This window comes from Variovorax sp. GW821-FHT10D07 (assembly GCF_059415325.1).
Map to the genome: position 1 here is coordinate 25,104 of NZ_JBWKMZ010000016.1, position 24,584 is coordinate 49,687.

The 24,584-nt window shown below is 70.7% G+C and carries 19 protein-coding genes; 4 read left to right on the top strand and 15 right to left on the bottom strand.

Annotated features, from left to right (window positions below):
• Nucleotides 1–88: 88 nt before the first annotated feature.
• The 3 genes from AC07PU_RS34580 to aptA all read right to left on the bottom strand — a co-directional run bounded on the left by AC07PU_RS34580 (nt 89) and on the right by aptA (nt 3,875).
• Complete coding sequence (locus AC07PU_RS34580; RefSeq protein WP_495322698.1) at nt 89–1,684, bottom strand: CsgG/HfaB family protein; 1,596 nt, start codon at nt 1,682–1,684, stop codon at nt 89–91.
• A gap of 11 nt (nt 1,685–1,695) precedes the next feature.
• Nucleotides 1,696–2,283 carry a hypothetical protein gene (locus tag AC07PU_RS34585; RefSeq protein ID WP_256223119.1) on the bottom strand — a complete coding sequence of 196 codons (588 nt, stop codon included), beginning with the start codon at nt 2,281–2,283 and terminating at the stop codon, nt 1,696–1,698.
• 257 nt (nt 2,284–2,540) lie between these two features.
• Entirely contained in the window at nt 2,541–3,875 is a 1,335-nt protein-coding gene (aptA, locus tag AC07PU_RS34590; RefSeq protein ID WP_296780320.1) for an omega-aminotransferase AptA, read from the bottom strand.
• A gap of 132 nt (nt 3,876–4,007) precedes the next feature.
• Here aptA and purU point away from each other — a divergent pair, with 132 nt between their 5' ends.
• A complete protein-coding gene (purU, locus tag AC07PU_RS34595) occupies nt 4,008–4,862 on the top strand; it encodes a formyltetrahydrofolate deformylase (RefSeq protein ID WP_057594448.1) in 855 nt (284 codons plus the stop codon).
• Between the two features lie 79 nt (nt 4,863–4,941).
• On the opposite strand, the gene AC07PU_RS34600 is transcribed toward purU, so the two are convergent.
• The 4 genes from AC07PU_RS34600 to AC07PU_RS34615 all read right to left on the bottom strand — a co-directional run bounded on the left by AC07PU_RS34600 (nt 4,942) and on the right by AC07PU_RS34615 (nt 11,801).
• Nucleotides 4,942–5,319 (bottom strand): YXWGXW repeat-containing protein, encoded by a 378-nt coding sequence (locus AC07PU_RS34600; RefSeq protein WP_208513612.1) that lies wholly within the window; start codon nt 5,317–5,319, stop codon nt 4,942–4,944.
• Between the two features lie 143 nt (nt 5,320–5,462).
• Nucleotides 5,463–6,785 (bottom strand): GDSL-type esterase/lipase family protein, encoded by a 1,323-nt coding sequence (locus tag AC07PU_RS34605; protein ID WP_495322699.1) that lies wholly within the window; start codon nt 6,783–6,785, stop codon nt 5,463–5,465.
• A gap of 71 nt (nt 6,786–6,856) precedes the next feature.
• Nucleotides 6,857–10,153, bottom strand: coding sequence for a carboxyl transferase domain-containing protein (locus AC07PU_RS34610; RefSeq protein ID WP_495322700.1), 3,297 nt, complete (start codon nt 10,151–10,153; stop codon nt 6,857–6,859).
• Nucleotides 10,154–10,163: 10 nt separating this feature from the next.
• Nucleotides 10,164–11,801 (bottom strand): AMP-binding protein, encoded by a 1,638-nt coding sequence (locus AC07PU_RS34615; protein WP_495322701.1) that lies wholly within the window; start codon nt 11,799–11,801, stop codon nt 10,164–10,166.
• A 178-nt stretch (nt 11,802–11,979) separates the two neighbouring features.
• On the opposite strand from AC07PU_RS34615, the gene AC07PU_RS34620 reads away from it, so the two are divergent.
• Nucleotides 11,980–12,651, top strand: coding sequence for a TetR/AcrR family transcriptional regulator (locus tag AC07PU_RS34620; RefSeq protein ID WP_495322816.1), 672 nt, complete (start codon nt 11,980–11,982; stop codon nt 12,649–12,651).
• A 23-nt stretch (nt 12,652–12,674) separates the two neighbouring features.
• Nucleotides 12,675–13,934 carry a branched-chain amino acid ABC transporter substrate-binding protein gene (locus AC07PU_RS34625; protein WP_495322702.1) on the top strand — a complete coding sequence of 420 codons (1,260 nt, stop codon included), beginning with the start codon at nt 12,675–12,677 and terminating at the stop codon, nt 13,932–13,934.
• A 4-nt stretch (nt 13,935–13,938) separates the two neighbouring features.
• Here AC07PU_RS34625 and AC07PU_RS34630 read toward each other — a convergent pair whose 3' ends face one another.
• The 3 genes from AC07PU_RS34630 to AC07PU_RS34640 are packed head-to-tail and all read right to left on the bottom strand — an operon-like array spanning nt 13,939 to nt 18,058.
• Nucleotides 13,939–15,666 carry an acetyl/propionyl/methylcrotonyl-CoA carboxylase subunit alpha gene (locus tag AC07PU_RS34630; RefSeq protein ID WP_495322703.1) on the bottom strand — a complete coding sequence of 576 codons (1,728 nt, stop codon included), beginning with the start codon at nt 15,664–15,666 and terminating at the stop codon, nt 13,939–13,941.
• On the bottom strand, nt 15,663–17,267 hold the full coding sequence (locus AC07PU_RS34635) for a 5-oxoprolinase subunit B/C family protein (protein ID WP_495322817.1): 1,605 nt from the start codon (nt 17,265–17,267) through the stop codon (nt 15,663–15,665). The genes AC07PU_RS34630 and AC07PU_RS34635 overlap by 4 nt, the downstream gene beginning before the upstream one ends.
• Nucleotides 17,267–18,058: a LamB/YcsF family protein gene (locus AC07PU_RS34640; protein ID WP_495322704.1), complete on the bottom strand. Its 792-nt coding sequence runs from the start codon at nt 18,056–18,058 to the stop codon at nt 17,267–17,269. The genes AC07PU_RS34635 and AC07PU_RS34640 overlap by 1 nt, the downstream gene beginning before the upstream one ends.
• Nucleotides 18,059–18,382: 324 nt before the next feature.
• Here AC07PU_RS34640 and AC07PU_RS34645 point away from each other — a divergent pair, with 324 nt between their 5' ends.
• Nucleotides 18,383–19,075 (top strand): GntR family transcriptional regulator, encoded by a 693-nt coding sequence (locus AC07PU_RS34645; RefSeq protein WP_490876571.1) that lies wholly within the window; start codon nt 18,383–18,385, stop codon nt 19,073–19,075.
• A 46-nt stretch (nt 19,076–19,121) separates the two neighbouring features.
• Here AC07PU_RS34645 and AC07PU_RS34650 read toward each other — a convergent pair whose 3' ends face one another.
• The 5 genes from AC07PU_RS34650 to AC07PU_RS34670 form a co-directional block, all read right to left on the bottom strand.
• Nucleotides 19,122–19,319 carry a hypothetical protein gene (locus AC07PU_RS34650; protein ID WP_057594440.1) on the bottom strand — a complete coding sequence of 66 codons (198 nt, stop codon included), beginning with the start codon at nt 19,317–19,319 and terminating at the stop codon, nt 19,122–19,124.
• A 47-nt stretch (nt 19,320–19,366) separates the two neighbouring features.
• Entirely contained in the window at nt 19,367–20,884 is a 1,518-nt protein-coding gene (locus AC07PU_RS34655; protein WP_495322705.1) for a PA0049 C-terminal domain-containing protein, read from the bottom strand.
• A 501-nt stretch (nt 20,885–21,385) separates the two neighbouring features.
• Complete coding sequence (locus AC07PU_RS34660; protein ID WP_492716137.1) at nt 21,386–22,687, bottom strand: TRAP transporter large permease; 1,302 nt, start codon at nt 22,685–22,687, stop codon at nt 21,386–21,388.
• Entirely contained in the window at nt 22,680–23,186 is a 507-nt protein-coding gene (locus AC07PU_RS34665) for a TRAP transporter small permease (protein WP_093354449.1), read from the bottom strand. Before AC07PU_RS34665 ends, AC07PU_RS34660 begins: the two co-directional genes overlap by 8 nt.
• Before the next feature lie 69 nt (nt 23,187–23,255).
• Entirely contained in the window at nt 23,256–24,224 is a 969-nt protein-coding gene (locus AC07PU_RS34670; RefSeq protein WP_093354446.1) for a TRAP transporter substrate-binding protein, read from the bottom strand.
• Nucleotides 24,225–24,584: the final 360 nt, after the last annotated feature.

The following is a 24,584-nucleotide window of genomic DNA, read 5'->3' on the forward strand; positions in this document are numbered from 1 at the left end:
GTGAAGACGTTGTGGACGAAAGGGACGGACGAACGCAGGGGAACCGGGCCGCCCTCGCAGGCGCGCACGGTTCGCGGGAACGGGGGTGTCAGCTGCCGCGGCCGGGGGCGGCGGCGGGATCGGGGCTGGCGGCGGCCGCGGGGCCGCTCGCGCTGACGGTCTCGGCCGCCTCGGGCACGGCGGCGGTGTCGGCGGCGCCGGCCGGAGCGACCGCGCTGTCGCCCGCCGGTGCCGGCGCGGGCGCGACGGAGGCGCTGGGCGTGGGCGCGACCGTGGCGGCACCCTGCGGCGCGGCGGGCGCCGGCCCGTTGCCCACCACCGGCGCGCCGATGCGCAGCTTCGCGATCTCCTGCAGCCCGGGGCCGTCGCGGTGGATCGAGGTGTCGGCCGCGTCGGGCCGCCACAGCACCGTGATCGCGCCCGGCGGAATGCCGCGGTTGGCCAGCGCCGAGGTCACGGCGGCGATGCGCTGGTCGATCAGCTCGTCACGCTTGCGCGCATCCCAGTTCTCGGTGTCGCGCGCCACCAGCACGATGTCGGTGGCGCCCTTCTTCGCGGCGCCCGCGACCTGGTCGATCTGCGCCAGCGCGCTGCCGCCTAGCGTGGTGGCGCCGAAGTCGAAGGCCACCTGCAGCGCCGCGCCGGTCAGCCGCGCGCCGCCCGTGCCCGCGGCGTTGACGGCCACGCCCGGGCTCGCTTGCACCACCGGCGGCGCCGCACCGCCGGCCGCGCCGGCATCCGCCGGGTTCTGCACCTTGCGCAGCTGCTCGGCCGGCACCAGCGGGATCTGCTCGCCGCCGCCGGGACGCAGGGTCATGCAGGGCCGGTGGTCGACCTGCGTGACCGCGGCCATCAGCCGCACCACGCCCTCCTCGAGCGCGGCGCGCACGCCCATCTGCACCGGCTCCTGGCCCTTGGCGCCGATGTCGACGTCGTAGAGCCGGCTGCCGAAGAAGCGGAACACGTTGAGCCCGACCTCGTAGCCGTTGAACTGCTTGGTGAGGCTCACCGTGCGCACCACCATCAGCGAGCGCGTGTCGACGATGCGCAGGTCCACGCCGACCGACTGGGTGAAGGTGCGCGCCTTCACGCCGACCTGGTTCACCGCCACCTCGGCACCGCCCGAGTTGATGTTGTAGTTGAGCTCGGTGATGCCGCCGACGATGAAGTAGTCGGACTTGTTGATCGTGCCGCCGAAGTACGGCAGCCACGGCACCACCTGCGCGCCGCCGCCCGGCCCGCCGCCGAGCTGGTGCGTGCGGCCGTCGCCGAGCTGGCGCCGGTCGGCGTAGGCCAGCTCGCGCTCGGCGATCACCGGGTCGAAGCGCTCGGCGATGCGCACCGCGCCGCCGAGCTTGCCGAGCGCCGAATAGACCATCAGCGCGCCGCCCTGCGTGATCGCATTGCCCTCGTTGATGCTGTACTTGCCGGTGTAGTCCTTCACGTCGCCCACGCCGATCACTACCTCGGGCCGGCGCGTGGCCGCGATGTGGTCGGCGAAGCAGGCCAGCACCGGTTCCATCGGCGTGACGTTGTCGCGCACCGAGGGGCCGAGCACCACCGGCGCCTCGTTGGGCGCGAAGCGCTGCTGCGGCGCCGAGGTGCAGCCGGCCAGCACCAGCGCGCCGGCCAGCGGCGCCGCGAGAAAGACCGCCCGGCGGGCGTGGGGCGAGATGCAGTGCATGGCGCCCCCGTTCAGTTGAGCACGCCGAAGGCGCAGGCGGCGCTGCCGTTCACCCCCGCCGTCTGCGCACCGGTGTTGCCCTGGGCCGAGTTCAGCGCCTGCCAGGCCGCGCCCTGCACTTGCGTGCTGGTGCCGCCGACCACCGCCGAGCCCACCGTGCCCGCGTTGGCCTGGTTGGTGCCCACCACCGCGGCGCCGAGCGTGCCGACCGCGCTGTTGCTGTCGTTGCCCGTGGCGCCCGAGCGCGCCCCGGCATTCGCGGGCGAGTTGGCGACCGTGCTGTTGTTGCCGTCGTTGCCGGTCGAGGTCGCCGAGACGTTGCAGTTGTACTGGCGCCCGACCGTGGTGTTGTAGACCGGCGCCGCGTAGTAGCCGCTCTTCTGCTTGCGGATCATGTCCTGCACCGCGGCCTGGTTGACCTTGTCGGTGCTGGTCTGGAACTGCCAGGCGGCGTTCTCGCCGACGTTGTTGGCCTGCGCGCGCGGCGCCGCCACCAGGAGCAGCGCCACCACCAGGGCCACGTGCACCGTGGCGGCCCAGGGCGCACCACGACGACGATCGGAGCACCGGGATACGGCGGCACGGGATGCACGAGGCATGGCAGCTCCTTTCAGGAGGAAGAGCACTTAAACGAAAAGTGCTACTTCTTTGTAAAGAGGATGCTATGGATCGGGCAGGTGGGCTGGCTATTCCGGAAACCAGTAGTACCTATGAGTACAAACCAGCGGTGATTACTGGATGGCCGGACAGTGCGGCCGCCCCGATCCTGTGCGCCGCACAGCGGTCCGATCGGGGCTCGCGCCCCCGTGGCGGGGGCGCGTCCGCGGCCCGTTGCGGACCGCGGTGGGGCCTGCGATCAGGCGTGCGCCTTGATCGCGTCCGCCAGCGTGTTCACCAGCGTGTCGATGTGCGACTTCTCGACGATGTACGGCGGCGCGATCACCAGCACGTCGCCCGCGGGGCGCACCAGCGCGCCCTTGTGGAAGCAGTCGAGGAAGATGTCGTAGGCGCGCTTGCCGGGCGCGCCCGCGATCGGCGCCAGCTCGACCGCCGCGGCCAGGCCGAGGCTGCGGATGCCGATCACGTTGGGCAGGCCCTTGAAGGTGCTGTGGAAGGCGTCGCCCAGCAGCTTGCCCATCTCGCCGGCGCGCGGGAACAGGCTTTCCTTCTCGAACAGCTCGAGCGTGGCGATCGCCGCGGCGCAGGCCACCGGGTGGCCCGAGTAGGTGTAGCCGTGGAAGAACTCGACCACGTGCTCGGGCGCATCGGTCTTCATCATCGCGTCGTAGAGCTTGTCGCGGCAGATCACGCCGCCCAGCGGGATCACGCCGTTGGTCACGCACTTGGCGAAGTTCAGCATGTCGGGCACCACGCCGAAGTAGTCCGACGCGAAGTTGGTGCCCATGCGGCCGAAGCCTGTGATGACCTCGTCGAAGATCAGCAGGATGCCGTGCTTGTCGCAGATCTCGCGCAGGCGCTTAAGGTAGCCCTGCGGCGGCAGGTACCAGCCGGCCGAACCGGCCACCGGCTCGACGATGATCGCGGCCACGTTGCTCGGGTCGTGCAGCGGCAGGATGCGGGTCTCGAGCTCGACCAGCGGGTCCTCGGCCCACACCGGTTCCTGGTTGTGGATGTAGGCGTTGTTGACCGGGTCGTGGATGAAGCGCATGTGGTCCACGCGCGGCAGGAAGGCCGAGCCGAACACCTTGCGGTTGCCCGGGATGCCGCCCACCGACATGCCGCCGAAGCCCACGCCGTGGTAGCCGCGCTCGCGGCCGATGAAGACGTTGCGGTGGCCCTCGCCGCGCGCGCGGTGGTAGGCCAGCGCCACCTTCATCGAGGTGTCGGCGGCCTCGCTGCCGGAGTTGCAGAACAGCACCTTGTTGAGGTCGCCGGGGGCCAGCGCGGCGATCATCTCGGCCGCGCGGAAGGCCTTGTCGTTGCTGATCTGGAAGGCGGTGGCGTAGTCGAGCGTGTCGAGCTGCTGCTTGATCGCCTCGTTGATCGGCTTGCGGTTGTGGCCCGCGCCCACGCACCACAGCGACGAGATGCCGTCGATCACCTTGCGGCCGTCGTGGGTGGTGAACTCCATCCCGTCGGCCGCCACGAAGACCCGCGGGTCCTTCTTGAAATGGCGGTTCGGGGTGAAGGGCAACCACTGGTTGTCCATGTTGAAGTCCTGGTAGGCCATGCGCGTGCTCCTGTGTGTCTCGTCGGAATGTGGAAGGTCCCGCCGCCGAACGGCCGGCGCCCCCGGGAAAAGGGACGTGGCGGACGGGGAGAACGGCATTCTGGCACCCCTGCGACAATCACGCCCCTGACCATGACCACCACCCCTGCCTACATCCTCACCCTCTCCTGCCCCGACCGTACGGGCATCGTGCATGCCGTCTCGGGCTTCCTGCTGGAGCGCGGCGGCAACATCGAAGAGGCCGCCCAGTACAACGACCACGACACGGGCCTGTTCTTCATGCGCGTGCGCTTCGCCTGCGCCGAGCACGGCGAGGCCGCGCTGCGCGAGCAGCTCGCCGCCTTCGCCCAGGGCTTCGGCATGACCTTGCAATTGCAGGCCGCCGCCCAGCCGATGAAGACGGTGATCCTGGTCAGCAAGGAAGGCCACTGCCTCAACGACCTGCTGTTCCGCTGGAAGAGCGGCCTGCTGGCCATCGACGTGCGCGCGATCGTCTCGAACCACCGCGACTTCTACCAGCTGGCCGCCAGCTACAACGTGCCCTTCCACCACATCCCGGTGACGGCCGCGACCAAGGCGCAGGCCGAGGCGAAACAGCTCGAGATCATCGAGGCCGAGGGCGCCGAGCTCGTGGTGCTGGCGCGCTACATGCAGATCCTCAGCAACGGCCTGTGCCAGAGCCTGGCCGGCCGCGCGATCAACATCCACCATTCGTTCCTGCCGAGCTTCAAGGGCGCCAAGCCCTACTACCAGGCGCACGACCGCGGCGTGAAGCTGATCGGCGCCACCGCCCACTACGTGACGGCCGACCTCGACGAGGGCCCGATCATCGAGCAGGACGTGGCGCGCGCCGACCACACCGACACCGTCGAGGACCTCACGGCCCGCGGCCGCGACACCGAGAGCCAGGTGCTGGCGCGCGCGGTGAAGTGGCACAGCGAGCACCGCGTGCTGCTCAACGGGCACCGCACCGTCGTGTTCCGCTGAGCGAGCGTCGCCCGGAAAGAACAAAGCCCCCGGGGCGGCCTTTGCAGGTCGCCCCGGGGGCTTTTTCATGCCGGCCGCGTCAGTTGCGGTTCGGGTTGTTCGGGCGGCGGTCGTAGCGGTTGGGCACGCCGTCGCCGTCGCGGTCCCAGCGGCCGGCGCTGTAGGCCCAGCGGCCGCCCTCCTGGCGCCATTCGGGCGCGCGGTAGGCATAGCCCGGGCGGGCCCGCACCCAGACGCCGTTGGTCCAGACATGGCGGCCGCCGCGCCACTCGTAGTGGCCCGGTGCCCAGACATAGCCGCGGCGCGGCGGCGGCACCCGCTCGTAGCGCGGCGGCGGCGGCGGCACCTGGATCATGACCACCGGCTGCGCCTGGGCGGCCGTCGGCAGCGTGAGCGCGCCCACCGAGAACAGCGAGGTGGCGGCGACGGAAAAAGCGATGGCTGCGAGTCTTTTCATGGCAAGGCTCCATGAGTTGTTGGAGGAGCCTTCATGCTGCCGGTGCCTTGTGAACCGCCTGTAAGCGCCGCGCGAAATCTTGTGTAGAGCTGTGACGCGGCGCCCGGCGCGCCGCCTGCAGGTGGTGGCCGACGCGCGTAGGCCTATTCCCGCAATTCCTGCAGATCGACCGCGCCGGCCATCGCCGCGAGGCCCGCGGCATTGGGATGCAGGTGGTCGCCGCTGTCGTAGGCCGGCAGCAGTGCCAGCGGCTGCGCCGGGTTGCGCACCGCGGCGTCGAAATCGACCACCGCGTCCACGTCCTGCCGGCCGCGGATCCAGCGGTTGACCGCGCCGCGCAGCGCCTCGGTATGCTCGTTCCAGTACGACGAGCCGCCGAACGGCGGGATCGTGCCCAGCAGCACCTTCAGGCCCTTCTCGCGCGCCTGCCGCACCAGCTGCTGCAGCCCGGCCTGCAACTGCTCGGGCGTGGGGATTTCGCTCGCCGGCACCACCTGCCCGGGCGCGCCGATGAAGGCGGTGCGGCCGATGTCGTTGGTGCCCATCAGCACGATCACGTGCGTGACGCCGCTCTGGCCCAGCACGTCGGCGCCGAAGCGCGCGAGGCCGCTCTGCCCCGCGCCGCCGTAGAGCAGCCGGTTGCCGCCGATGCCGACGTTGAGCACCGCCACCTCGCGCGGGGCGCCCGGGCCCGGGCTCTTGCGCAGCAGCGTGGCCAGTTGCTGCGGGTACGAATTGCCACCGCCGTCGCCGTCGAGCCCGCCCGCGGTGATCGAATCGCCGAAGGCCACCACCGTGCGGATCGCGCGCGCGGCCCAGACGTCCACGCCCGTCACGAAGGCATTGACCGGCACCCGCTGCGCATCGGGCAGGCGCGGCGCCGACACCGCGTTGCCGTTCGACATCCAGGTCGCGTTGCTCGGCTGCAGGTGCACCGTCGACAGCGGCGTGGAACGCTCGAAGTAGCTGCTGACCACCAGCGTCTGGCCGGCCTCGACCGCGAAGTCGATGCCGTCGCTCCAGGCATCGGCGCCCGGTGCGATCGTGATGCCCGGGCGGCCCTCGAAGCGCAAGGGCTGCAGCGAGGCTGGCGAGATCGCGCCGCCACCCGTGCCGCGCGCCACGCTCGCGGCGCTCACGGCCAGGGGCGCGGTGCCGAAGCGGTTGGAGAAGCGAACGCGCAGACGCGACCCGCCCACGCTGGGCTGCAGCTGCTGGCGCAGCGTGAGGCCAGGGAAGGCGCGGTCCTCGGGCGCCACCGGTGGCGGCGTGCCCAGCGGCGAGAGCTGGCGGAAATCCAGCGGCGCGGCGGCCCAGCTGCCGACCCAGTGCTCACCGGCGATCGGGGCAGCGGGCGCACCCGAGGGGGTCGCGGCGTGCGCGACGGCGGCGAACAGCGCCAGGCACAGCATGCCCGTCGCCAGCTTGGCGCCGATCCCGGCGAATCGATATGAAACCAGCGTCATGCCCCTCGCGCAAAAGCGCCAAAGTGTACGGAGCCACCGTGTCACTTCGCGCGGCAGGGTCTGCCGCCTGGTTACCAGGTGTCTACGTAGGGCGCCGGCGCCTCGTGGGGACGCGTGGCCGAGGCCAGCCCGCGCACCAGCCAGTCGCGCGTCTGCGCGGGATCGATCACGGCGTCGATCTCCAGCGTCTGCGCCATGTGGATCGCCTCGCCGTTCTCGTACTGCTGCGCCACCAGCTGCTTGAACAGCGCATCGCGCTCGGCCCCTTCGGCCGCCGCGGCGAGCTCCTTGCGGAAGCCCAGCCGCACCGCGCCCTCGAGTCCCATCGCGCCGAACTCGCCCGTGGGCCAGGCCACGGTGAACACCGGCGCGTCGAAGCCGCCGGCCGTCATCGCCTGCGCGCCCAGGCCGTAGCCCTTGCGCAGCACCACCGCGAAGAAGGGCACGCGCAGGTGCGAGGCCACCATGAACATGCGGCAGACATGGCGCACCTGCGCCTGCGCCTCGATCTCGGGACCGACCATGAAGCCCGGCGTGTCGCACAGCGAGACGATCGGCAGGCCGTGCGCATTGCACAGCTGCATGAAGCGCGCCGACTTGTCGGCCGCCTCCACGTCGATCGCGCCGCCCAGGTGGTGCGGGTTGTTGGCCATCAGGCCCACGGGCTTGCCCTCGATGCGCGCCAGCGCCGTCACGATGCCCGCGCCGAAGCCCGCGCGCAGCTCGAGCAGCGAGCCGGTGTCGGCCACGCCGCGCATCGCGGCGCGCACGTCGTACACGCGCAGCCGGTTCTCGGGCACCACGTGGCGCAAGGCGCGCGGGTCGGCGCACTGCCAGTCGGCGACCGGCCCCTGGAAGTACGACAGGTACTGCTTCGCGGCCGCGACCGCCGCGGCCTCGTCCTCCACCAGGATGTCGATCACGCCGTTGCGCGACTGCACGCTGCTCGGCCCGATCTGCTCGGGCGCGAAGGTGCCGAGGCCGCCGCCCTCGATCATCGCGGGGCCGCTCATGCCGATGTTGCTGCCCTTCGTCGCGATGATCACGTCGGCGCAGCCCAGCAAGGCTGCATTGCCCGCGAAGCAGCGGCCATGCACGATGCCGACCACCGGCACCTTGCCCGAGAGGGCGGCGAACTGGCTGAAGGTGTGGTTGTTGAGGCCCGCGACGATCGGCATGTCGGTGTCGCCGGGCCGGCCGCCGCCGCCCTCGGCGAACAGCACCACCGGCAGCCGCAGCTGGTGCGCCACCGCGAGCAGCCGGTCGGTCTTGTGGTGGTTGCGCATGCCCTGCGTGCCGGCCAGCACCGTGTAGTCGTAGGCGAGCACGGCGCAGCGCGACTGCTCGGGGCCGAACTGCCTCGCGTTGATGCTGCCGATGCCGGTCACCATGCCGTCTGCCGGCGTGTTCGCGACCAGGTCCTCGAGCGTGCGGCGGCGCGTCTGCGCCGCGATGGCGAGCGCGCCGTACTCGATGAAGTTGCCGGGATCGGCCGCGCTGTCGCAGAGGTCGGCGATGTTCTCGCGCGCGGTGCGCCCGCCCTGCGCATGGCGCTTGTCGACGGCGGCCCGGCGGTTCTCGTCGAGCGTGAACGCATGGCGGTCGATGACCTTCTTCAGGTCGGGCCGGATCGCGTCGAGGTCGTGCGCGGCGCGCGCCTCGGTGTCCACGGCCTGCGCGTCGACCGCCTCCAGCCGCAGCAGCGACTGGCCCTCGACCAGGTAGTCGCCCGGCGCGGCCAGCAGCGCCACCACGCGGCCCGCGGTCGGCGCATGCAGCAGGTGCTCCATCTTCATGGCCTCGAGCACGCCGAGCTGCGCGCCCGCGGGCAGCACGTCGCCGACCGCGACCTCGAACTGCACCAGCTTCGCGGGCATCGGGGCCTTGACCGTGAGGCCATCGTCGGCGTCATCGATCGTGGAGGCCGCGGCTTGCGCGACGACTGGCGTTGTCTCCTTCGCGCGCTTCTCGAGCGACGCCGCGGCCGCCAGCAGATCGCCCAGGTGCGCCTCGACGAAGCGCGTGTGCACGGCCTGGGTCGCGAACTCGGGCCGCGCGGCGATCGCGCGCAGCAGCGGCAGGTTGGTGGCGATGCCCTCGATGCGGCACTCGTCGAGCGCACGCAGCGAGCGGCGCAGCGCATCGGCGAAGCGCGCCGAGGGCGCATGCACGATCAGCTTGGCCAGCAGCGTGTCGTAGTGCGGCGAAGGCGCGAGGCCCGCATAGCCATGCGTGTCGACGCGCACGCCGGGCCCGGCGGGCAGCTCGAAGCGCGCCAGCGTGCCGCCCGAGGGCCGCGCCTGGCCCTGCGCATCGAGGGTCTCGGCATTGATGCGCCACTGCAGCGCGAAGCCGCGCTGCGCCGCGGTGCGGTCGGCCTCGATGCCGAGCGCGGCCAGCGATTCACCGGCCGCCACCGCGATCTGCAGCTGCACCAGGTCGAGCCCGGTCACGGCCTCGGTCACCGTGTGCTCGACCTGCAGCCGCGGATTGGCCTCGATGAAGACATAGGGCAGCGTGGCCGAGGCCGCGTCGACCAGGAACTCGAAGGTGCCGAGCCCGCGGTAGCCCACGGCCCGCGCCATGCGCAGCGCGGCCTGCGTGAGCTGCGCGCGCAGCGCCTCGGGCAGCGAGGGACTGGGCGCGATCTCGACCAGCTTCTGGAAGCGCCGCTGCAGGGTGCACTCGCGCTCGCCGAGGCTGGCCACGGCCTGGCCGTCGCCGAGCACCTGCACCTCGATGTGGCGCGCATCGCGCATCAGCCGCTCGACGTACACGCCCTCGATGCCGAAGGCCGCGCGCGCTTCCGACATGCAGCGCGCATGCGCCTCGGCCAGTTCGCCCGCCTCGTGCACCGCGCGCATGCCGCGCCCGCCGCCGCCGCCGATGGCCTTGACCATCACGCCCGCGCCCTGCGCCTGCTGCTCGGCGAAGAAGGCCTGCGCCTGCGCGAGCGTCACCGCGCCCGCGCTGCCGGGCATCACGGGCACCTCGCAGCGCGTGGCCAGTTCGCGCGCGCGCGCCTTGTCGCCGAACAGCGCGAGCTGCTCGGGCGTGGGCCCGATGAAGATAAGGCCCGCATCGGCGCAGGCCTGCGCGAAGTCGGCGCGCTCGCTGAGGAAGCCGTAGCCCGGATGCACCGCGTCGCAGCCCTGCGCCTTCGCGACCGCGATCAGCGCGCCGATGTCGAGGTAGGCCGCGGGCCCGGTCGCGTCGAGCGCGAGCGCCACGTCGGCCAGCTGCACGTGGAGGGCCGAGGCATCGTCGCGCGCATGCACGGCCACGCTGGCGATGCCGAGGTCGCGCAGGGCGCGCACCAGGCGCACGGCGATCTCGCCGCGGTTGGCAATCAGGACTTTGGAAAACACGCGGGGTCTTTCAGTTCTTGTCTTTGAGCAGCCGGCGCAGCACTTTGCCGGCGCCGGTGGTGGGCAATGCATCGATGAAGCTCACGGAGCGCGGCGCCTTGTAGCTCGCCATGTTCTCGCGCGACCAGGCGATCAGCGCCTCGGCCGCGATCTCGGCGCCGGGCTTGCGCACCACGAAGGCCTTGACCACCTCGCCTTTCTCGGGATCGGGCTGCGCGATCACGGCGGCCTGCGCCACCGCCGGATGCTTGATCAGGATGGTCTCGACCTCCTCGGGGAACACGCTGTAGCCCGAGACCTTGATCATCTCCTTGAAGCGGCCGATGAAGGTCAGGTAGCCGTCGGCATCGAGCTTGCCCATGTCGCCCGTGTGCACCCAGCCGTCGCGCAGCGTGGCGGCCGTGGCCTCGGGCTTGTTCCAGTAGCCCTTGAAGGAGCCCGGGCTGGTCAGCACGATCTCGCCGACCTCGCCGGTGGGCATGTCGGCCTGCGTGTCGGTGTCGACGATGCGGATCGTGACGCCCGGCACCGCCACGCCCTGCGTGCCCCAGCGCGGCGCATGGCGCGGCGTGTAGGTATCGCAGGTGTGGGTTTCGCTCAGGCCGTAGGCGGCCTCGAAGGAGGTGCAGTTCGGCGCATGCGAACGCCACTGCGCGGCCAGCGGCTCGGTAAAGGCGATGCCGAAGCTGGTGACCGGGTTCATGCGCAGGCTCGCGAGGTCGAAGCCCGCGATGTCGGGCAGCTGCATGCAGGCCACGTTCATCGGCGCGATGCTGTACCACCAGCTCACGCGGTGGTGCGCAATGGCCTGCAGCGCCGCGCGCGGATCGAAGCGGTGCAGCAGCACCGAGGCCGCGCCCGTGAGCACCGGCACGTTGACGCCCATCAGCATGCCGGCGATGTGATACAGCGGCGCGATCGACAGCAGCACGTCGTCGGGCCCGACGCCGTTGCAGTCGGCCGCGGCGCGGGTCTTGAACAGCGCATTGCCGTAGCTGAGCATCGCGCCCTTGGGCAGGCCGGTGGTGCCCGAGGTGTAGGTCATCAGCGCGACGTCGTCCATGGCGATCGCCACCGGCCGCGGCTTCGCATCGGCGTTCATGACGGCGAGGAAGTCCTCGCAGCCCGCGGGCACCGTGCGTTCCGTGTTGCGCTCGGCCACGAGTTCGGCCGGCAGGTCGAGCGCGGGCGTCTCAGGCAAGAGGTCGGCGTAGTGCACGACGAACACGTGTTCGAGCGCGCTGTCGGGCTTCACCTTCTCGACCACCGGCAGCAGCGGCGCGGCCGCGACGATCACGCGCGCCTTCAGGTCGTTGACCTGGTAGGCGAGCTCGTGCTCCTTGTTGAGCGGGCCGCTGGGGCAGACGATGGCGCCGATCTTCTGGATGCCGAAGTGCGCCACCAGGTACTGCGGGCAGTTGTTGAGGAACAGCACCACCGGCTCGCCCTTGCGCACGCCCAGGGCCTGCAGCCGCGCGGCGAAGGCATCGCTCGCGCGGTCGAGTTCATGCCAGCTCATCGCATGACCGTACCAGTGGCAGGCCGGATGCCCGCCGCGCTCGCGCGCATGGGCGCGCAGGTACTCGTGCAGCGGCTGTTGCGCGCGCGGCGGGAGCGCGCGCAGCAAGGGTTCGTCGGTTGTCTCCATGGCGTCACTTTCTCAGGGTTATCGATAGCCGCTCGCGCCTGGCGGGCGCTTGCCATCGCCGGATGGTGCACGAACAATCCTACCCATGGGTATAACTTCCGCGACACGGCACAAACCCTCTGGGCGCAAGGCGCGCGCGGAGCAGGATGATCCCCCACGCGTGCCAGGCATGCAGGGCATGCACGAGGCGCATGCGACGGAGGCCACGGCCCTCACGGCGCGCCCCGACCTGCCGCAGGGCACCGGCCGCCAGCGCGCCGCCACGCAGGGCACCGACCTGCAGCGCGAGCGCATCCTGCAGGCCGCCACGCAGCTGTTCGCGGCGCAGGGCTACGCCAACACCACCATGGCGCAGATCGTGCGCGCGCTCGGTGTCACGAAGCCCTTCGTCTACTACTACTTCCGCGACAAGCAGGAGATCTTCGAGACCATCTCGTGGCGCCCCGCGGTCGACTGCTTCACCGCACTCGACTTCGCGGCCGACGATCCGCGCCGCGCGAGCGAGAAGGTGCTCGAGGGCATCGAGCGGCTGATCCGCGCCACCGTGGCGCACCATCCGGCCGCCTTCTTCCCCTACCGCGAACCGCAGGTCTACCGACCCGAATACCTGGCCGCGCAGAAGAAGCTCGCGCACCACTTCTACGACCTGCTGTGCCCGCTGCTCGAACAGGCGCGGCGCGACGGCGACCTCGATTTCGACGAGACCAAGATCACCGCGCTCGCGGCCTGCAGCCTGCCGGGCTTCCTCTACAGCTGGTACCGCCCGGGCGGACGGCTCTCGCCCGACGAGGTGGTGGCCGAGCTCACGAAGCTCGCGAGCCGCGTGATCGGGCTGCGCAGCGGCCACTGACCACCCATCCCAGGAGACACACCATGAAGTTCCACCCGGCGCCCTTGGCGCGGATCGCGCTCGCCTGCCTGATCGCCACCGGTGCCGCCGGCACCGCGCAGGCCCAGCAGACCTACAAGCTCGCCTACATCGACCCGCTCTCGGGCCCCTTCGCCAATGTCGGCGAATTGATGCTGATGCACACGCAGTACGCGATCGAGGAGATCAACGCGAAGGGCGGCGTGCTCGGCGGCACCAAGCTGCAGCTGCTGCAGTTCGACAGCAAGCTCTCGGCGCAGGAGAGCCAGAGCGCGCTGCAGGCCGCGATCGACCAGGGCGCCAAGGCCATCGTGACCGGCGGCTCGGGCTCCTCGGTGGTGACGGCGCTGGTGCAGGCGGTGGCGCGCTGGAACCAGCGCAACCCGGGCAAGGAGCTGCTGGTGCTCAACCACTCGTCGATCGATCCCGAGATGACCGGCAAGGCCTGCAGCTTCTGGCACTTCCAGACCGAGGCCGACACGGCGATGAAGATGAAGGCGCTGGCCAACTACATCAAGAAGACGCCCGAGGTGAAGAAGGTCTACCTGCTGAACCAGGACTATGCGCACGGCAAGCAGTGGGCCAGCTACGGCCGCCAGCTCGTGGGCCTGGCGCGGCCCGACATCCAGTTCGTGGGCGAGGCGCTGCATCCGATCGGCCGGGTCAAGGACTTCTCGCCCTACATCGCCAACATCAAGCAGAGCGGCGCCGACTCGGTCATCACCGGCAACTGGGGCCAGGACATGACGCTGCTGCTCAAGGCCGCGGGCGATGCCGGCTACGACCTGCGCTACTTCAACCACAGCGCGGGCTCGGTGCCGGGCACGGTCACGGCGGTGTCGCAGGCGAAGCTGGGCCAGCTCACATGGGTCGCCGAATGGCATCCGGGCCAGGCCGGTACGCCGAAGGTCGATGCGCTGGCCAAGGCCTACAAGGCCAAGACCGGCAAGGACTTCCTCGCGCCGCGCATCGACATGACGCCGCGCCTGCTCGCGGCCGCGATCGAGAAGGCCGCGAGCACCGACACCGTGAAGGTGGCGCGCGCGCTCGAGGACCTGAGCTACGACTCGGTGGTCGGCCCGGTGCGCATGCGCGGCGAGGACCACCAGCTGCTGCTGCCGCAGGTGGTCAACACCATCGCGCCGGTCGACGGCAAGGCCGTGAAGCTGGGCTGGGAAGGCACGAACTACGGCTTCCGCACCGACGCGGTCTACAGCGGTAACGAACTGGCACAGGGCACCGACTGCAAGATGGTCCGGCCTTGAACGTTCAGCCGATGCGCGCGATGGTCGTGCCCGCCACCACCGGCGCCGCGCCCGCGGCCAGCCGCGCGAGCCGGCCCGCGCGGTGGGCCACGACCTGCACCTCCATCTTCATCGCTTCCATCACCGCGATCGGATCGCCCTGCGCGACCAGCGCGCCCTCGTCCACGGTCCACGCCTGAAGCGTGCCGGTGATGGGCGCGGCCACGGCGGCGGGGTCGGCGGCCTCCTCGGACTGCGGCGATGACGATGGCGCGGCGGGCGCATCACCGATGCCGCGCAGCAGCGCCGGCGGCAGGCCCAGCGTCACGCGCCGGCCGTCGATCTCCACCGCCGCGCGCAGCAGCGCGGCATCGCGCACGGGCTCGGCGCGCACGGCCGCGGCCAGCGGCTGCGCGAAGTCGGTCTCGATCCAGCGCGTGTGGACCCTGAAGCCGTCCTCGGCCACGAAGTCGGGCGCCTCGACCACGGCGCGGTGGAACGGCAGCACCGAGGCCACACCCTCGATGCGGAACTCGCGCAGCGCGCGGCGCGCGCGCGCCATCGCCTGGGCGCGCGTGGCGCCGGTGACGACCAGCTTGGCCATCAGCGAATCGAAGCTGCCCGGCACGCTCGAGCCCGAGGCCACGCCGGTGTCGACGCGCACGCCGGGCCCCGAGGGCGGCTCGAACAGGCGCACCGGCCCGGGCGTGGGCAGGAAGCCGCGGCCCGGGTCCTCGGCGTTGATGCGGAACTCGAAGGCATGGCCGCGCGGCGCGGGTGTCTCGCTGACCGACAGCGGCAGCCCGTCGGCGATGCGCAGCTGCTCGACCACGAGGTCGATGCCGGTGGTTTCCTCGGTCACCGGATGCTCGACCTGCAGCCGCGTGTTGACCTCGAGGAAGGAGATCGCGCCCGTGGGCCCGAGCAGGAACTCGACCGTGCCGGCGCCGACATAGCCGGCACGCGCGCAGATGTCGTGCGCGGCGCGGTGGATGCGCTCGCGCTGCGCGTCGCTCAGGAAGGGCGCGGGCGCCTCCTCCACCAGCTTCTGGTTGCGCCGCTGCAGCGAGCAGTCGCGCGTGCCGAGCACCACCACGCGGCCGTGCGTGTCGGCGATCACCTGCGCCTCGACATGGCGCGGCCGGTCGAGGAACTGCTCGACGAAGCACTCGCCGCGGCCGAAGGCGGTGACGGCCTCGCGCACCGCCGATTCGTAGAGCTCGGCCACCTCGTCGAGCCGCCACGCGACCTTGAGGCCGCGGCCGCCGCCGCCGAAGGCCGCCTTGATCGCGATCGGCAGGCCGTGCGCCTCGGCGAAGGCCAGCACCTCCTGCGCGTCGCGCACCGGCGCCGGCGTGCCGGCCACCAGCGGCGCGCCGACCTCGAGCGCGATGCGGCGCGCCTGCACCTTGTCGCCCAGTGCCTCGATGGCCGAAGGCGGCGGCCCGATCCAGCACAGGCCGGCCTCGATCACGGCGCGCGCGAAGGCCGCGCTCTCCGAGAGGAAGCCGTAGCCCGGATGCACCGCGTCGGCGCCGCTGCGCGCGGCCGCGGCCAGCAGCTTGTCGATGGCCAGGTAGGTGTCGGCCGGGCGCGTGCCCTCGAGCGCATGGGCCTCGTCGGCCACGCGCGTGTGCAGCGCATCGAAATCGGCGTCGGCATAGACGGCCACCGAGCGCACGCCGTAGTCGGCGCAGGCGCGCGCGATGCGCACGGCGATCTCGCCGCGGTTGGCGATCAGGACTTTCTTCATGGCGTGTCGGAGGAAGGAGCGGGAAGGCAGTGCGCGTCGAAGGCGCGCACCGGGTTGAAACGCAGGCGCGCGCCGACCGGGATCTGGCCGGCGCGATCGAGGTGGTGGGTGGCGACGGCGCCGATCACCGGGTAGCCGCCGGTCAGCGGATGGTCGGCGAGGAACAGCACGGGCTGGCCGCTCGGCGGCACCTGGATCGCGCCGAGCGCGGTGCCTTCGCTGGGCAGCTCGGCGGTGTCGAGACGCGCCAGCGGTGTCTCGCCCGCGAGCCGCAGGCCGACGCGGTTGGACTGCGGCGTGACGGTCCAGCGCTGGCTCGCGAGCAGCGCGACCGCCTCGGGCGTGAACCAGTCGGTGCGCGGGCCCAGCACCACGTCGAGCACCACGTCCTCGTGCAGGCCGGGCAGCGCGGGCGGCGCCGCATCGGGCAGGCCGACGATGGCACCGCGCGCCACCGGCCGCAGCGCGAGCCGGTCGCCGGCGGCGATCGGCCGCGGGCCGATGTGCGCCAGCGTGTCGGTGGCGGCGCTGCCGAGCACGGGCGCGACCTCGAAGCCGCCGCGCACCGCGAGGTAGCTGCGCAGGCCCGCGCGCGGTTCGCCGACCGTGAGGCTGTCGCCATCGGCCAGCGCGATCGCCTCGTGCGTGGGCACCGTCCAGCGCGCGCCGCCGGCGCTGCGCAGTTGCAGCGGCACGTCGGCACCCGCGAAGGCCAGCACCGCATCGCCGCGGCAGCTGAAGCGGAAGCCCGCGCCGACGATCTCGATGCAGGCCGCGTCGCTGGCATTGCCCACGAGGCGATTGGCCGCGCGCAGCGCGCCGCGGTCCATCGCGCCCGAGGCCGAGACGCCCTGGCCCGCGAGCCCGTGGCGGCCCAGGTCCTGGAACAGCGCCTGCAGGCCGGTGGCATGGATCTCGAGGGCCGGCCCTTCGTGCGTGGCCGATGGCGCCGGGGCCGGAACGGGTGGCGCGATGGCTGGCGCGGCCTGGCCCGAGACATCGACGAAGCGCACCGTGTAGCCCGGCTGCAGCAGCGCCGGCTGCGCGCGGCCCAGGTCCCACATCGGCGTGGCGGTCACGCCGATGATCTGCCAGCCGCCGGGGCTGGCCTGCGGATAGACGCCGCTGAAGCGCCCCGCGAGCGCGACCGCGCCGGCCGGGATGCGGGTGCGCGGCGTGGCGCGGCGCGGCACGTCGAGGCTCGGGTGACCGCCGCTCAGGTAGGCGAAGCCCGGCGCGAAGCCGGTGAAGGCCACGGTGTAGTCGTGGCCGGTGTGGCGGCGGATCACCTCCTCGCGCGCGAGGCCCAGGTGCCGCGCGACCTCGTCGAGGTCCTCGCCGTCGTAGTCGACCGGGATCTCGATGCGCCGGCCCGCGCGCTCGACCGTGCCGTCGAGGCGGCGCGCGCCGATGCGCTGGACGAGCGCCTCGTGCGTGACCGCGCCGGGGCGGAAGCGGACCAGGATCGTGCGCGCGGCCGGCACCAGTTCCTCGATGCCCTCGATCGGCTCGGCCTGCAGCGAGGCCAGCAGCGCGAGCGTCTGCGCGAGGTCGTCGAGCTCGACCAGCAGCGCGTCGAGGTTGACGGGCAGGAAACGCATCATCGCGGCGCTCCCGCCGGCTCGTGGTCCTCGCGCGCGAAGGCCCGCACCGCGACGCCCGCGCGCTCGAAGGCGGCGCGCACCTCGCGCGCCATCGCCACCGCGCCGGGGCTGTCTCCATGCACGCAGACCGAATCGGCCTGCAGGCGCAGCGTGCTGCCGTCGATGGCCTCGACCTCGCCGTGCGTGGCCAGCCGCAGCATGCGCTGCGCCACCGCCTGCGCGTCGTGCAGCACCGCGCCCGGCTCGCTGCGCGGCACCAGCGTGCCGTCGGCGCGGTAGGCGCGGTCCGCATAGGCCTCGGAGACGGTGCGCAGGCCGCTCGCGCGCGCCCAGCCAAGCAGCGGCGAACCGGCGAGACCGACCAGCCAGAGCCGGTCGTCGATCGCGCGGAGGGCGGCGATCACGTCGCGCGCCTGCCGCTCGTCGTGCGCGATGGCGTTGTAGAGCGCGCCGTGCGGCTTGACGTAGCGCACCGAGGTGCCCGCGGCGCGGGCCAGGCCCTGCAGCGCGCCGATCTGGTAGATCACGTCGGCCACGAGCTCGGCGCTGCCCATCGCCATCGCGCGGCGACCGAAGCCCGCGAGGTCGGGATAGGACACGTGGGCACCGACCGCCACGCCATGGGCCTTGGCGTGGCGCAGGGTGTCGAGGATGCCGGCCGCGTCGCCGGCATGGAAGCCGCAGGCCACGTTGGCGCTGCTCACGATGCCGAGCATCGCCGCGTCGTCGCCCATGCGCCAGGCGCCGAAGCTCTCGCCCAGGTCGCTGTTGAGATCCAGCGCGCTCATTGGAATACCTTCGTGCTTCGCACTGCGGTGCGAGCTTGCTTGGGGCGGCCCGGCGCGGCGCTCACGCTGCGGTGCCCGACAGAAGGGCACGCCGGGCCGGGCGCGGGAGGGAGGGCTTCGGAAGGCGCATGAAGAACATGGGATCGACTCGAATCTGGCCGTTTTATTGGAACGAAGTTTATTTGATTGTTGAACAATTCAATCAATCAGTTGAGCAATATGCATGCCGACTCACAGGGGCAAACCCTGATTCCATGCACCGGGCGCCGCGGCGCGAGGAACGGAATCTGCTACAACCCCTCACCCCTGAAATCCCCCATCCGCATGACCTCCGCCGCTTCCGAACCGCTGACTCCCCCTGCCCAGGCCTTGAGCGAGCGCATGGCCGAAGCCTTGCGGCAGAAGATCACGCAGGGCGAGTTCATGCCCGGCGAACGCCTGTCCGAGCAGTCGCTGAGCGAGAGCCTCGGCATCTCGCGCAACACGCTGCGCGAGGTGTTCCGCATGCTCGCCAAGGACGGCCTCGTGAAGCACGCGCCGAACCGCGGCGTGTTCGTGGTCATCCCGAGCATCGCGTCGATCATCGACATCTACCGCGTGCGCCGCCTGATCGAGTGCCAGGCGCTCGCGCAGGCCTACCCGCGCCATCCCGCGAAGAAGAAGATGCGCGAGGCGGTCGAGACCGCGAAGAGCTGCCGCGACGGCGGCGACTGGCTCGGCGTGGGCACGGCGAACATGGCCTTCCACATGGCCGTGGTCGAACTCGCCGACAGCGAGCGGCTCAACCAGCTCTTCGGTTCGGTGCTGGCCGAACTGCGGCTGGCCTTCGGCCTGCTGCGCGACGCCGAGTTCCTGCATGCGCCCTACGTCGAGATGAACACCAGCATCCTCGAGCTCGCGGAGGCCGGCGAATTCGCCCGCGCCGCCGCGGCGCTCAACGACTACCTGGTGCATTCCGAACGCATCGTGCTCGCGGTGTACGCGCGGCACATCAACGATTCGGGCTGGAGCGTCTAGGTCCGACGCGCGCCGCGCCAGGAAGCGCGGCGCGGCTCTGTCGAGCTCAGCCCGGCAGGCGGATCTTGCAGTTCGGGTCCTCGTAGGGGCCCGATTGCTTGGTCCACTTGTCGGCGGGCATGTCGGGCTCGCAGACGGTCTTGCCCGTGCTGTTGTTCTTCCAGAGGTAGTACTCGCTGGGCTGCGCCATGGCGAGGCCGGCCAGCAGCAGCGAGGCGGCGGCGAGGGTGAGCTTGAGTTTCATGGTGATGCTTTCGTGTGTTCGTGAAGATAAGCGAATGCCGTGCCCCGTCACTTGAGGTTGTTGCCGATCACCACCAGCAGCTTCTTCGTCTGCGCGACGATCGCCGTGCGGTAGGCCTCGAAACGGGCGTCGGTCATGGCGTTGTCGTCAGGTACCCCGCCGGTGGCGGCGGTGAAGAAGTTCGTCATCACCGGCACGTGGATGTGGCCCGCCGGGATGTCGAGCTTGAAGGTATCGCGCAGCAGCGTGTTGCGGTAGGCGCTCTCGTTCGACAGGTAGTTGCCGCCGCCGCCGGACTGCGCGCAGGCGGTGGCTGGCGGGGCCTTCACCAGCGAGGGGTCGGGCATGGCGTTCATCACGCCGTTCGAAGCCACGGAGGTACCCGCCTCGTTGTCGCAGTCCGCGAAGTAAGCGTAGTTGGTGTGCCAGGTCACGTCGAAGCCGTCGGTGCCCTCGCTCGTGGCACCCGGCGGACGCGCAACGCCGGCGCCCGTCTTGCCGGTCACCATCGCGGCGATCGGCAGCGACGAGGTGGTGAACTGCGGCGGTGCTTCCTTGAGCCAGGCGCTGATGGCGTCGTAGCCCAGCCAGCGGGACTGCGGGTTGGTGTCGCAGCCCGAGCCCGGCATCGAGATCGGCGCGGTGTTCGGCACGGTGATGGTGCCGATCGGCAGCACGTACTTCGGCAGCCTGTTGCCGACCGGGCAATAGATGATGCCGTCGTTGCCCGCCGAGGGACCGTGGTAGCGGGCGTTCCACTGCTCGAGGTTGAAGACGTTGGCGCTGCCCTGGCTCATGGTGATCGAGGCATCGACGCGCTTCGGCCCGGCCTTGAACCACGGCCCCAGCGTGTCCTCCTGCATGCCCGCGTGGAACGGGTCGTAGCTCACCGGCAGCACGTAGCTTTCCACGTGCAGCACGCTGCCGTCGTCGAGCGTGATCTCGCGGCCGTCCATCTCGAGCGCCGTGGCGCCCGAGGGGTTGCCGTTGCGCAGGCCGGTGTTGGGCGTGCCCAGCGCGCCGAGCGTGAAGGTATCGAAGCCGCTCACGATCATGCGGCGGTACTTGCCGCCGCTCGGCGCATTGCCTTCGGGCAGCTCGATGTCGTACTGGCCGCGCGAGGCGCGCTCGAACTCCCACTGCAGCGAGGCCTTCTGCGCATCCGAGAGCGCGAACTCGGGCGCCCACTGGCGCAGCACCTTGGTCATCTGCACGCGGGCCCAGTACAGCATGCGGTCGTCGCTGTTGGGCAACTGGCTGCCCGCGGGCGAGGCACGACGGCCCTGCACCCGGTCGACGGCCGCGCGCCACAGGGCCGCGCCCTCCGACTTGACGAGCGTCACCGCGGCGTCGTAGCCGGCCACGGTGGTCGTGCCATCGCTGCCGCACAGCTTGGCCGAGAAGTTCGGCGCGAACTGGTCGAAGCCGGTGTCCTTCACGATGCGCTCGGCCAGCGGCCGCTCGTCGATGCCCACCACGGAGGCGGTGCTGTAGGGCAGCGGCGTCGCGAGCCGGCGCTCTTCGTAGGCCAGCTTGGCACTGGCATCCCAGCTGCATTTGGCCATGGTGTTGGGGGGCGGTGGATTGCCCGTGCCGGGCGGAACGATGGAGACGACGCTGTCCCCTCCTCCACCACCGCCGCACGCGGCAACCACGGCTGCAACGAGGACCGAAACGGCCGAAAGCTTCATTCTGTGTCGTGTCAACATGATTCGATTTCCTTCTGAAAACTGTCCGGGCATGGCGCACTGCGGCGCCTTCTCATTCCCTGGTCGTTCTGCGATGGGTCGTCGATGGCTTTCTCGATGGCAATCCCTCCGGCCTGGCCGCACCGCGCGGCGGTACGTGAAACAGACTCCCTTTTGCGTTGCACTTGTTTTTTTTGGGGGCACGGGACGAGCGCGTCCCGCACGCCGCCCCGGGGCGGGTGCTCGTCGCGGAGCGCGAGGAATCAGGACGCGGGGAACGCGGGCGGCGCGCGCTCCGCCGCGTGCAGCTGCGCGACGCGCGGTCGCCTGTGGCCGGTGCGCGGTTGCGAGGAACGGTGCATGGCGTGCGTCAGCCGATCAGGGCGTCATCTGCAGCGGCAGCCAGGTCACGAGCTGCGGCACGAAGTAGATGAGCAGCACCGCGGCCACCATCAGGAAGAACATCGGCAGCGTCACGCGCGCGATGTACAGCAGGTCCCTGCCGGTCATGCCCTGCAGCACGAACAGGTTGAAGCCCACCGGCGGCGTGATCTGCGCCATCTCGACCACCAGCACGATGAAGATGCCGAACCAGATCGGATCGATCCCCGCCGCGGTCACGGTCGGCATGATCACGCCCATGGTCAGCACCACCATCGAGATGCCGTCGAGGAAGCAGCCCAGCACGATGTAGAACAGCGCGAGCATCACCACCAGCTGGAACTTCGACAGGCCCAGCGAGCCGATCCATTCGGCCAGGTGGCGCGGCAGGCCGATGTAGCCCATGGCCAGCGTGAGGAAGGCCGCGCCCGCGAGGATCAGCGCCATCATGCAGTACAGGCGCGTGGCGCCCAGCAGCGCTTCCTTGAAGGTGGTCCAGCTCAGCGCGCCCTGCGAGGCGGCGATGATCAGCGCGCCGACCACGCCCACGGCGGCCGCCTCGGTGGCCGTGGCGATGCCGGCGTAGATCGAGCCCAGCACGCCGAGGATCAGCAGCGCCACCGGGATCAGCGACATCGAGGCCTTGAGCTTCTCGGCGAAGGGCAGCTTCGCGTCCGCGGGCGGCACGCGCTCGGGATGGCGCAGGGCCCAGAACGCGATGTAGCCCGAGAACAGCAGCGCCAGCAGGATGCCCGGCACGATGCCCGCGATGAACAGCCGCGCGATCGACACGTCGGCGCTGACGCCGTAGACGATCATGATGATCGACGGCGGGATCAGCAGCCCCAGCGTGCCCGCGCCGGCCAGCGTGCCGATCACCATGTCGTCGGGATAGCCGCGGCGCTTGAGCTCGGGCAGGCTCATCTTGCCGATGGTGGCGCAGGTCGCCGCGCTCGAGCCCGAGACGGCCGCGAAGATCGCGCAGCCCACCACGTTGGTGTGCAGCAGCCGGCCCGGCAGCGCCTGCATCCAGGGCGCGAGGCCCTTGAACATGTCCTGCGACAGCCGCGTGCGGAACAGGATCTCGCCCATCCACACGAACAGCGGCAGCGCGGTGAGCGTCCAGCCCGAGGCCGAGCCCCAGATGGTGACGGCCATCGCGTCGCCCGCGGGGCGCGAGGAGAAGACCTGCATCGCGATCCACGCGACGCCCGAGAGCGTGAGGCCGATCCACACGCCGCTGCCCAGGATCAGGAACAGCGACAGGATCAGCAAGCCGGCGATGGCGATGTCACTCATGGCGCAAGGCCTCCCCGTCGGCGCGTTGCGGCCGGCCGTTCCATTCGATGAAGAACTCGTCCACCGCCGCGACGGCGAACACCAGCGCGCCGAGCGCCATCGACAGCTGCGGAATCCACAGCGGCGTGGCGTCGTTGCTGGTCGAGATGTCGTGGAAAGCCCAGGACTGCCACACCAGCCGCACGCAGTAGAAGGCGAACAGCACCGCCAGCAGCGCGCCGGCGCCCATGGCCCAGCGCTCGAGCCAGCGGCGCACGCCGGCGCCGAGGCTGGAGAGCACCAGCGTCACGCGGATGTGCTCGCCGCGCTTAAGCGTGTGGGCCAGCGCCAGGAAGCCGCTGGCCGCCATCATGTAGCCCGCGTAGGCATCGATGCCGGGCACGTTGAAGCTCAGCTGCCGGCCGAGGATGGACAGCAGCACCATCACCAGCAAGGCGAACAGGAAGAACGCGGCCAGGGCGGCGGCGCTGTCGTAGAGGAAGTCCAGGGACCTGCGCATCGAGGCTGCCCCGGAGGCCGGGACACTCGCCTGCATGGTGTTCGCATTCATCGGTGCAGCCGCGCGCGCTCACATCTTCCGGTAGGCGTCGACCACGGCCTGGCCCTCGGGGCCGGCCTTCTCGACCCATTCCTTGAGCATCGTGTCGCCGACCTTCTTGAGGTCGTTCTTGAGCTGTTCGGACGGCGCGAGCACGGTCATGCCGTTCTTCTTGAGCAGGTCGAGATACTCGACGTTCTTCCTCTTCGACAGCTCCCAGCCGCGCTTCTCGGCCTCGGCCGCCGCCTTCAGCAGGCCTTCCTGCACGGGCTTGTCCAACGCTTCGAAGGCCTTCTTGTTCACCAGCACCGCGTTCTTCGGCAGCCAGGCCTGGGTGTCGTAGAAGTTCTTGATGTACTCGTAGGTCTTGGTGTCGTAGCCGGTGGAGCCCGAGGACATGTACGACTCGATCACGCCGGTGGCCATGGCCTGCGAGAGCTCGGCCTGCTGCACGGTCACGGCCTGCGCGCCGACCAGTTCGCCGATGCGCGCGGTGGCGGGGCTGTAGGCGCGCCACTTCACGCCCTTGAGGTCGGCGGCCGAGGCGATCGGCTTCTTCACGAAGATGCCCTGCGGCGGCCAGGCCACCGTGTAGAGCAGCTGGATGCCCTGCTCGGCGAGCTTCTTGTCGAGCACGGGCTTCTGCGCCTGGTAGAGCTTCCAGGCCGCGTCGTAGCTGTCGGCCAGGAAGGGGATGCCGTCGGTGCCGAAGACCTGCCATTCGTTCTGGAAATTGACCAGCAGGATCTCGCCGAGCTGCGCCTGGCCGCCCTGCACCGCGCGCTTGATCTCGGGCGCCTTGAACAGCGAGGCGTTCGAATGCACGGTGATCTTGAGCTTGCCGCCGGTCGCCGTGTCGACCTCCTTGGCGAACTGCGCGATGTTCTCGGTGTGGAAGTTGTTGGACGGATAGGCGGTGGGCAGATCCCACTTGGTCTGCGCGAGCGCGGAGGCGGCCAGGCAGGAAAGCGCGACGGCGGCAAGAGACGTTCGGAACATGAAAAAAGATCCTCCAGGAAGTGGCATGGCCGGGTTGATGGAAAACGGTGCGGCGTGATCCGGGCGCAGTCCCCCGGCCTGCACATCCCGATGCAAGCCCCGTGCCAAATAGATGAACAATTTCAAACTACCAAGGCATGCCGTTCACACGAATTGTTGAACAATGCTAGTGCGCATGCCCAACAATGATGCATGCTGAAAACCCGAATACGTGCGCAAGGGATGCCGCGGCGCTTCGGCCGCGGCCCTGACATTTGCTAAGGGAAACCCCGTCCTGCCGCTGGGGGAGCCGCTTCGATACTCCAGTGGTCGTTCCCCCTCGGCGCGCCCCACGGCCGTCTCCCGCAGAAGCACAACATC

Excerpts from the sequence above, each read along its gene's own strand:
- AC07PU_RS34650 (WP_057594440.1), bottom strand. The coding sequence starts at position 19,319 with ATGAAACTCAAGCTCACCCTCGCCGCCGCCTCGCTGCTGCTGGCCGGC.
- AC07PU_RS34605 (WP_495322699.1), bottom strand. The coding sequence starts at position 6,785 with ATGACGCTGGTTTCATATCGATTCGCCGGGATCGGCGCCAAGCTGGCG.
- AC07PU_RS34635 (WP_495322817.1), bottom strand. The coding sequence starts at position 17,267 with ATGCGTTTCCTGCCCGTCAACCTCGACGCGCTGCTGGTCGAGCTCGAC.
- AC07PU_RS34585 (WP_256223119.1), bottom strand. The coding sequence starts at position 2,283 with ATGCCTCGTGCATCCCGTGCCGCCGTATCCCGGTGCTCCGATCGTCGT.
- AC07PU_RS34615 (WP_495322701.1), bottom strand. The coding sequence starts at position 11,801 with ATGGAGACAACCGACGAACCCTTGCTGCGCGCGCTCCCGCCGCGCGCG.
- aptA (WP_296780320.1), bottom strand. The coding sequence starts at position 3,875 with ATGGCCTACCAGGACTTCAACATGGACAACCAGTGGTTGCCCTTCACC.
- AC07PU_RS34640 (WP_495322704.1), bottom strand. The coding sequence starts at position 18,058 with ATGAGCGCGCTGGATCTCAACAGCGACCTGGGCGAGAGCTTCGGCGCC.
- AC07PU_RS34630 (WP_495322703.1), bottom strand. The coding sequence starts at position 15,666 with ATGAAGAAAGTCCTGATCGCCAACCGCGGCGAGATCGCCGTGCGCATC.
- AC07PU_RS34600 (WP_208513612.1), bottom strand. The coding sequence starts at position 5,319 with ATGAAAAGACTCGCAGCCATCGCTTTTTCCGTCGCCGCCACCTCGCTG.
- AC07PU_RS34645 (WP_490876571.1), top strand. The coding sequence starts at position 18,383 with ATGACCTCCGCCGCTTCCGAACCGCTGACTCCCCCTGCCCAGGCCTTG.
- AC07PU_RS34580 (WP_495322698.1), bottom strand. The coding sequence starts at position 1,684 with ATGCACTGCATCTCGCCCCACGCCCGCCGGGCGGTCTTTCTCGCGGCG.
- AC07PU_RS34655 (WP_495322705.1), bottom strand. The coding sequence starts at position 20,884 with ATGGCCAAATGCAGCTGGGATGCCAGTGCCAAGCTGGCCTACGAAGAG.
- AC07PU_RS34670 (WP_093354446.1), bottom strand. The coding sequence starts at position 24,224 with ATGTTCCGAACGTCTCTTGCCGCCGTCGCGCTTTCCTGCCTGGCCGCC.
- AC07PU_RS34625 (WP_495322702.1), top strand. The coding sequence starts at position 12,675 with ATGAAGTTCCACCCGGCGCCCTTGGCGCGGATCGCGCTCGCCTGCCTG.
- AC07PU_RS34620 (WP_495322816.1), top strand. The coding sequence starts at position 11,980 with ATGCACGAGGCGCATGCGACGGAGGCCACGGCCCTCACGGCGCGCCCC.
- purU (WP_057594448.1), top strand. The coding sequence starts at position 4,008 with ATGACCACCACCCCTGCCTACATCCTCACCCTCTCCTGCCCCGACCGT.
- AC07PU_RS34660 (WP_492716137.1), bottom strand. The coding sequence starts at position 22,687 with ATGAGTGACATCGCCATCGCCGGCTTGCTGATCCTGTCGCTGTTCCTG.
- AC07PU_RS34665 (WP_093354449.1), bottom strand. The coding sequence starts at position 23,186 with ATGCGCAGGTCCCTGGACTTCCTCTACGACAGCGCCGCCGCCCTGGCC.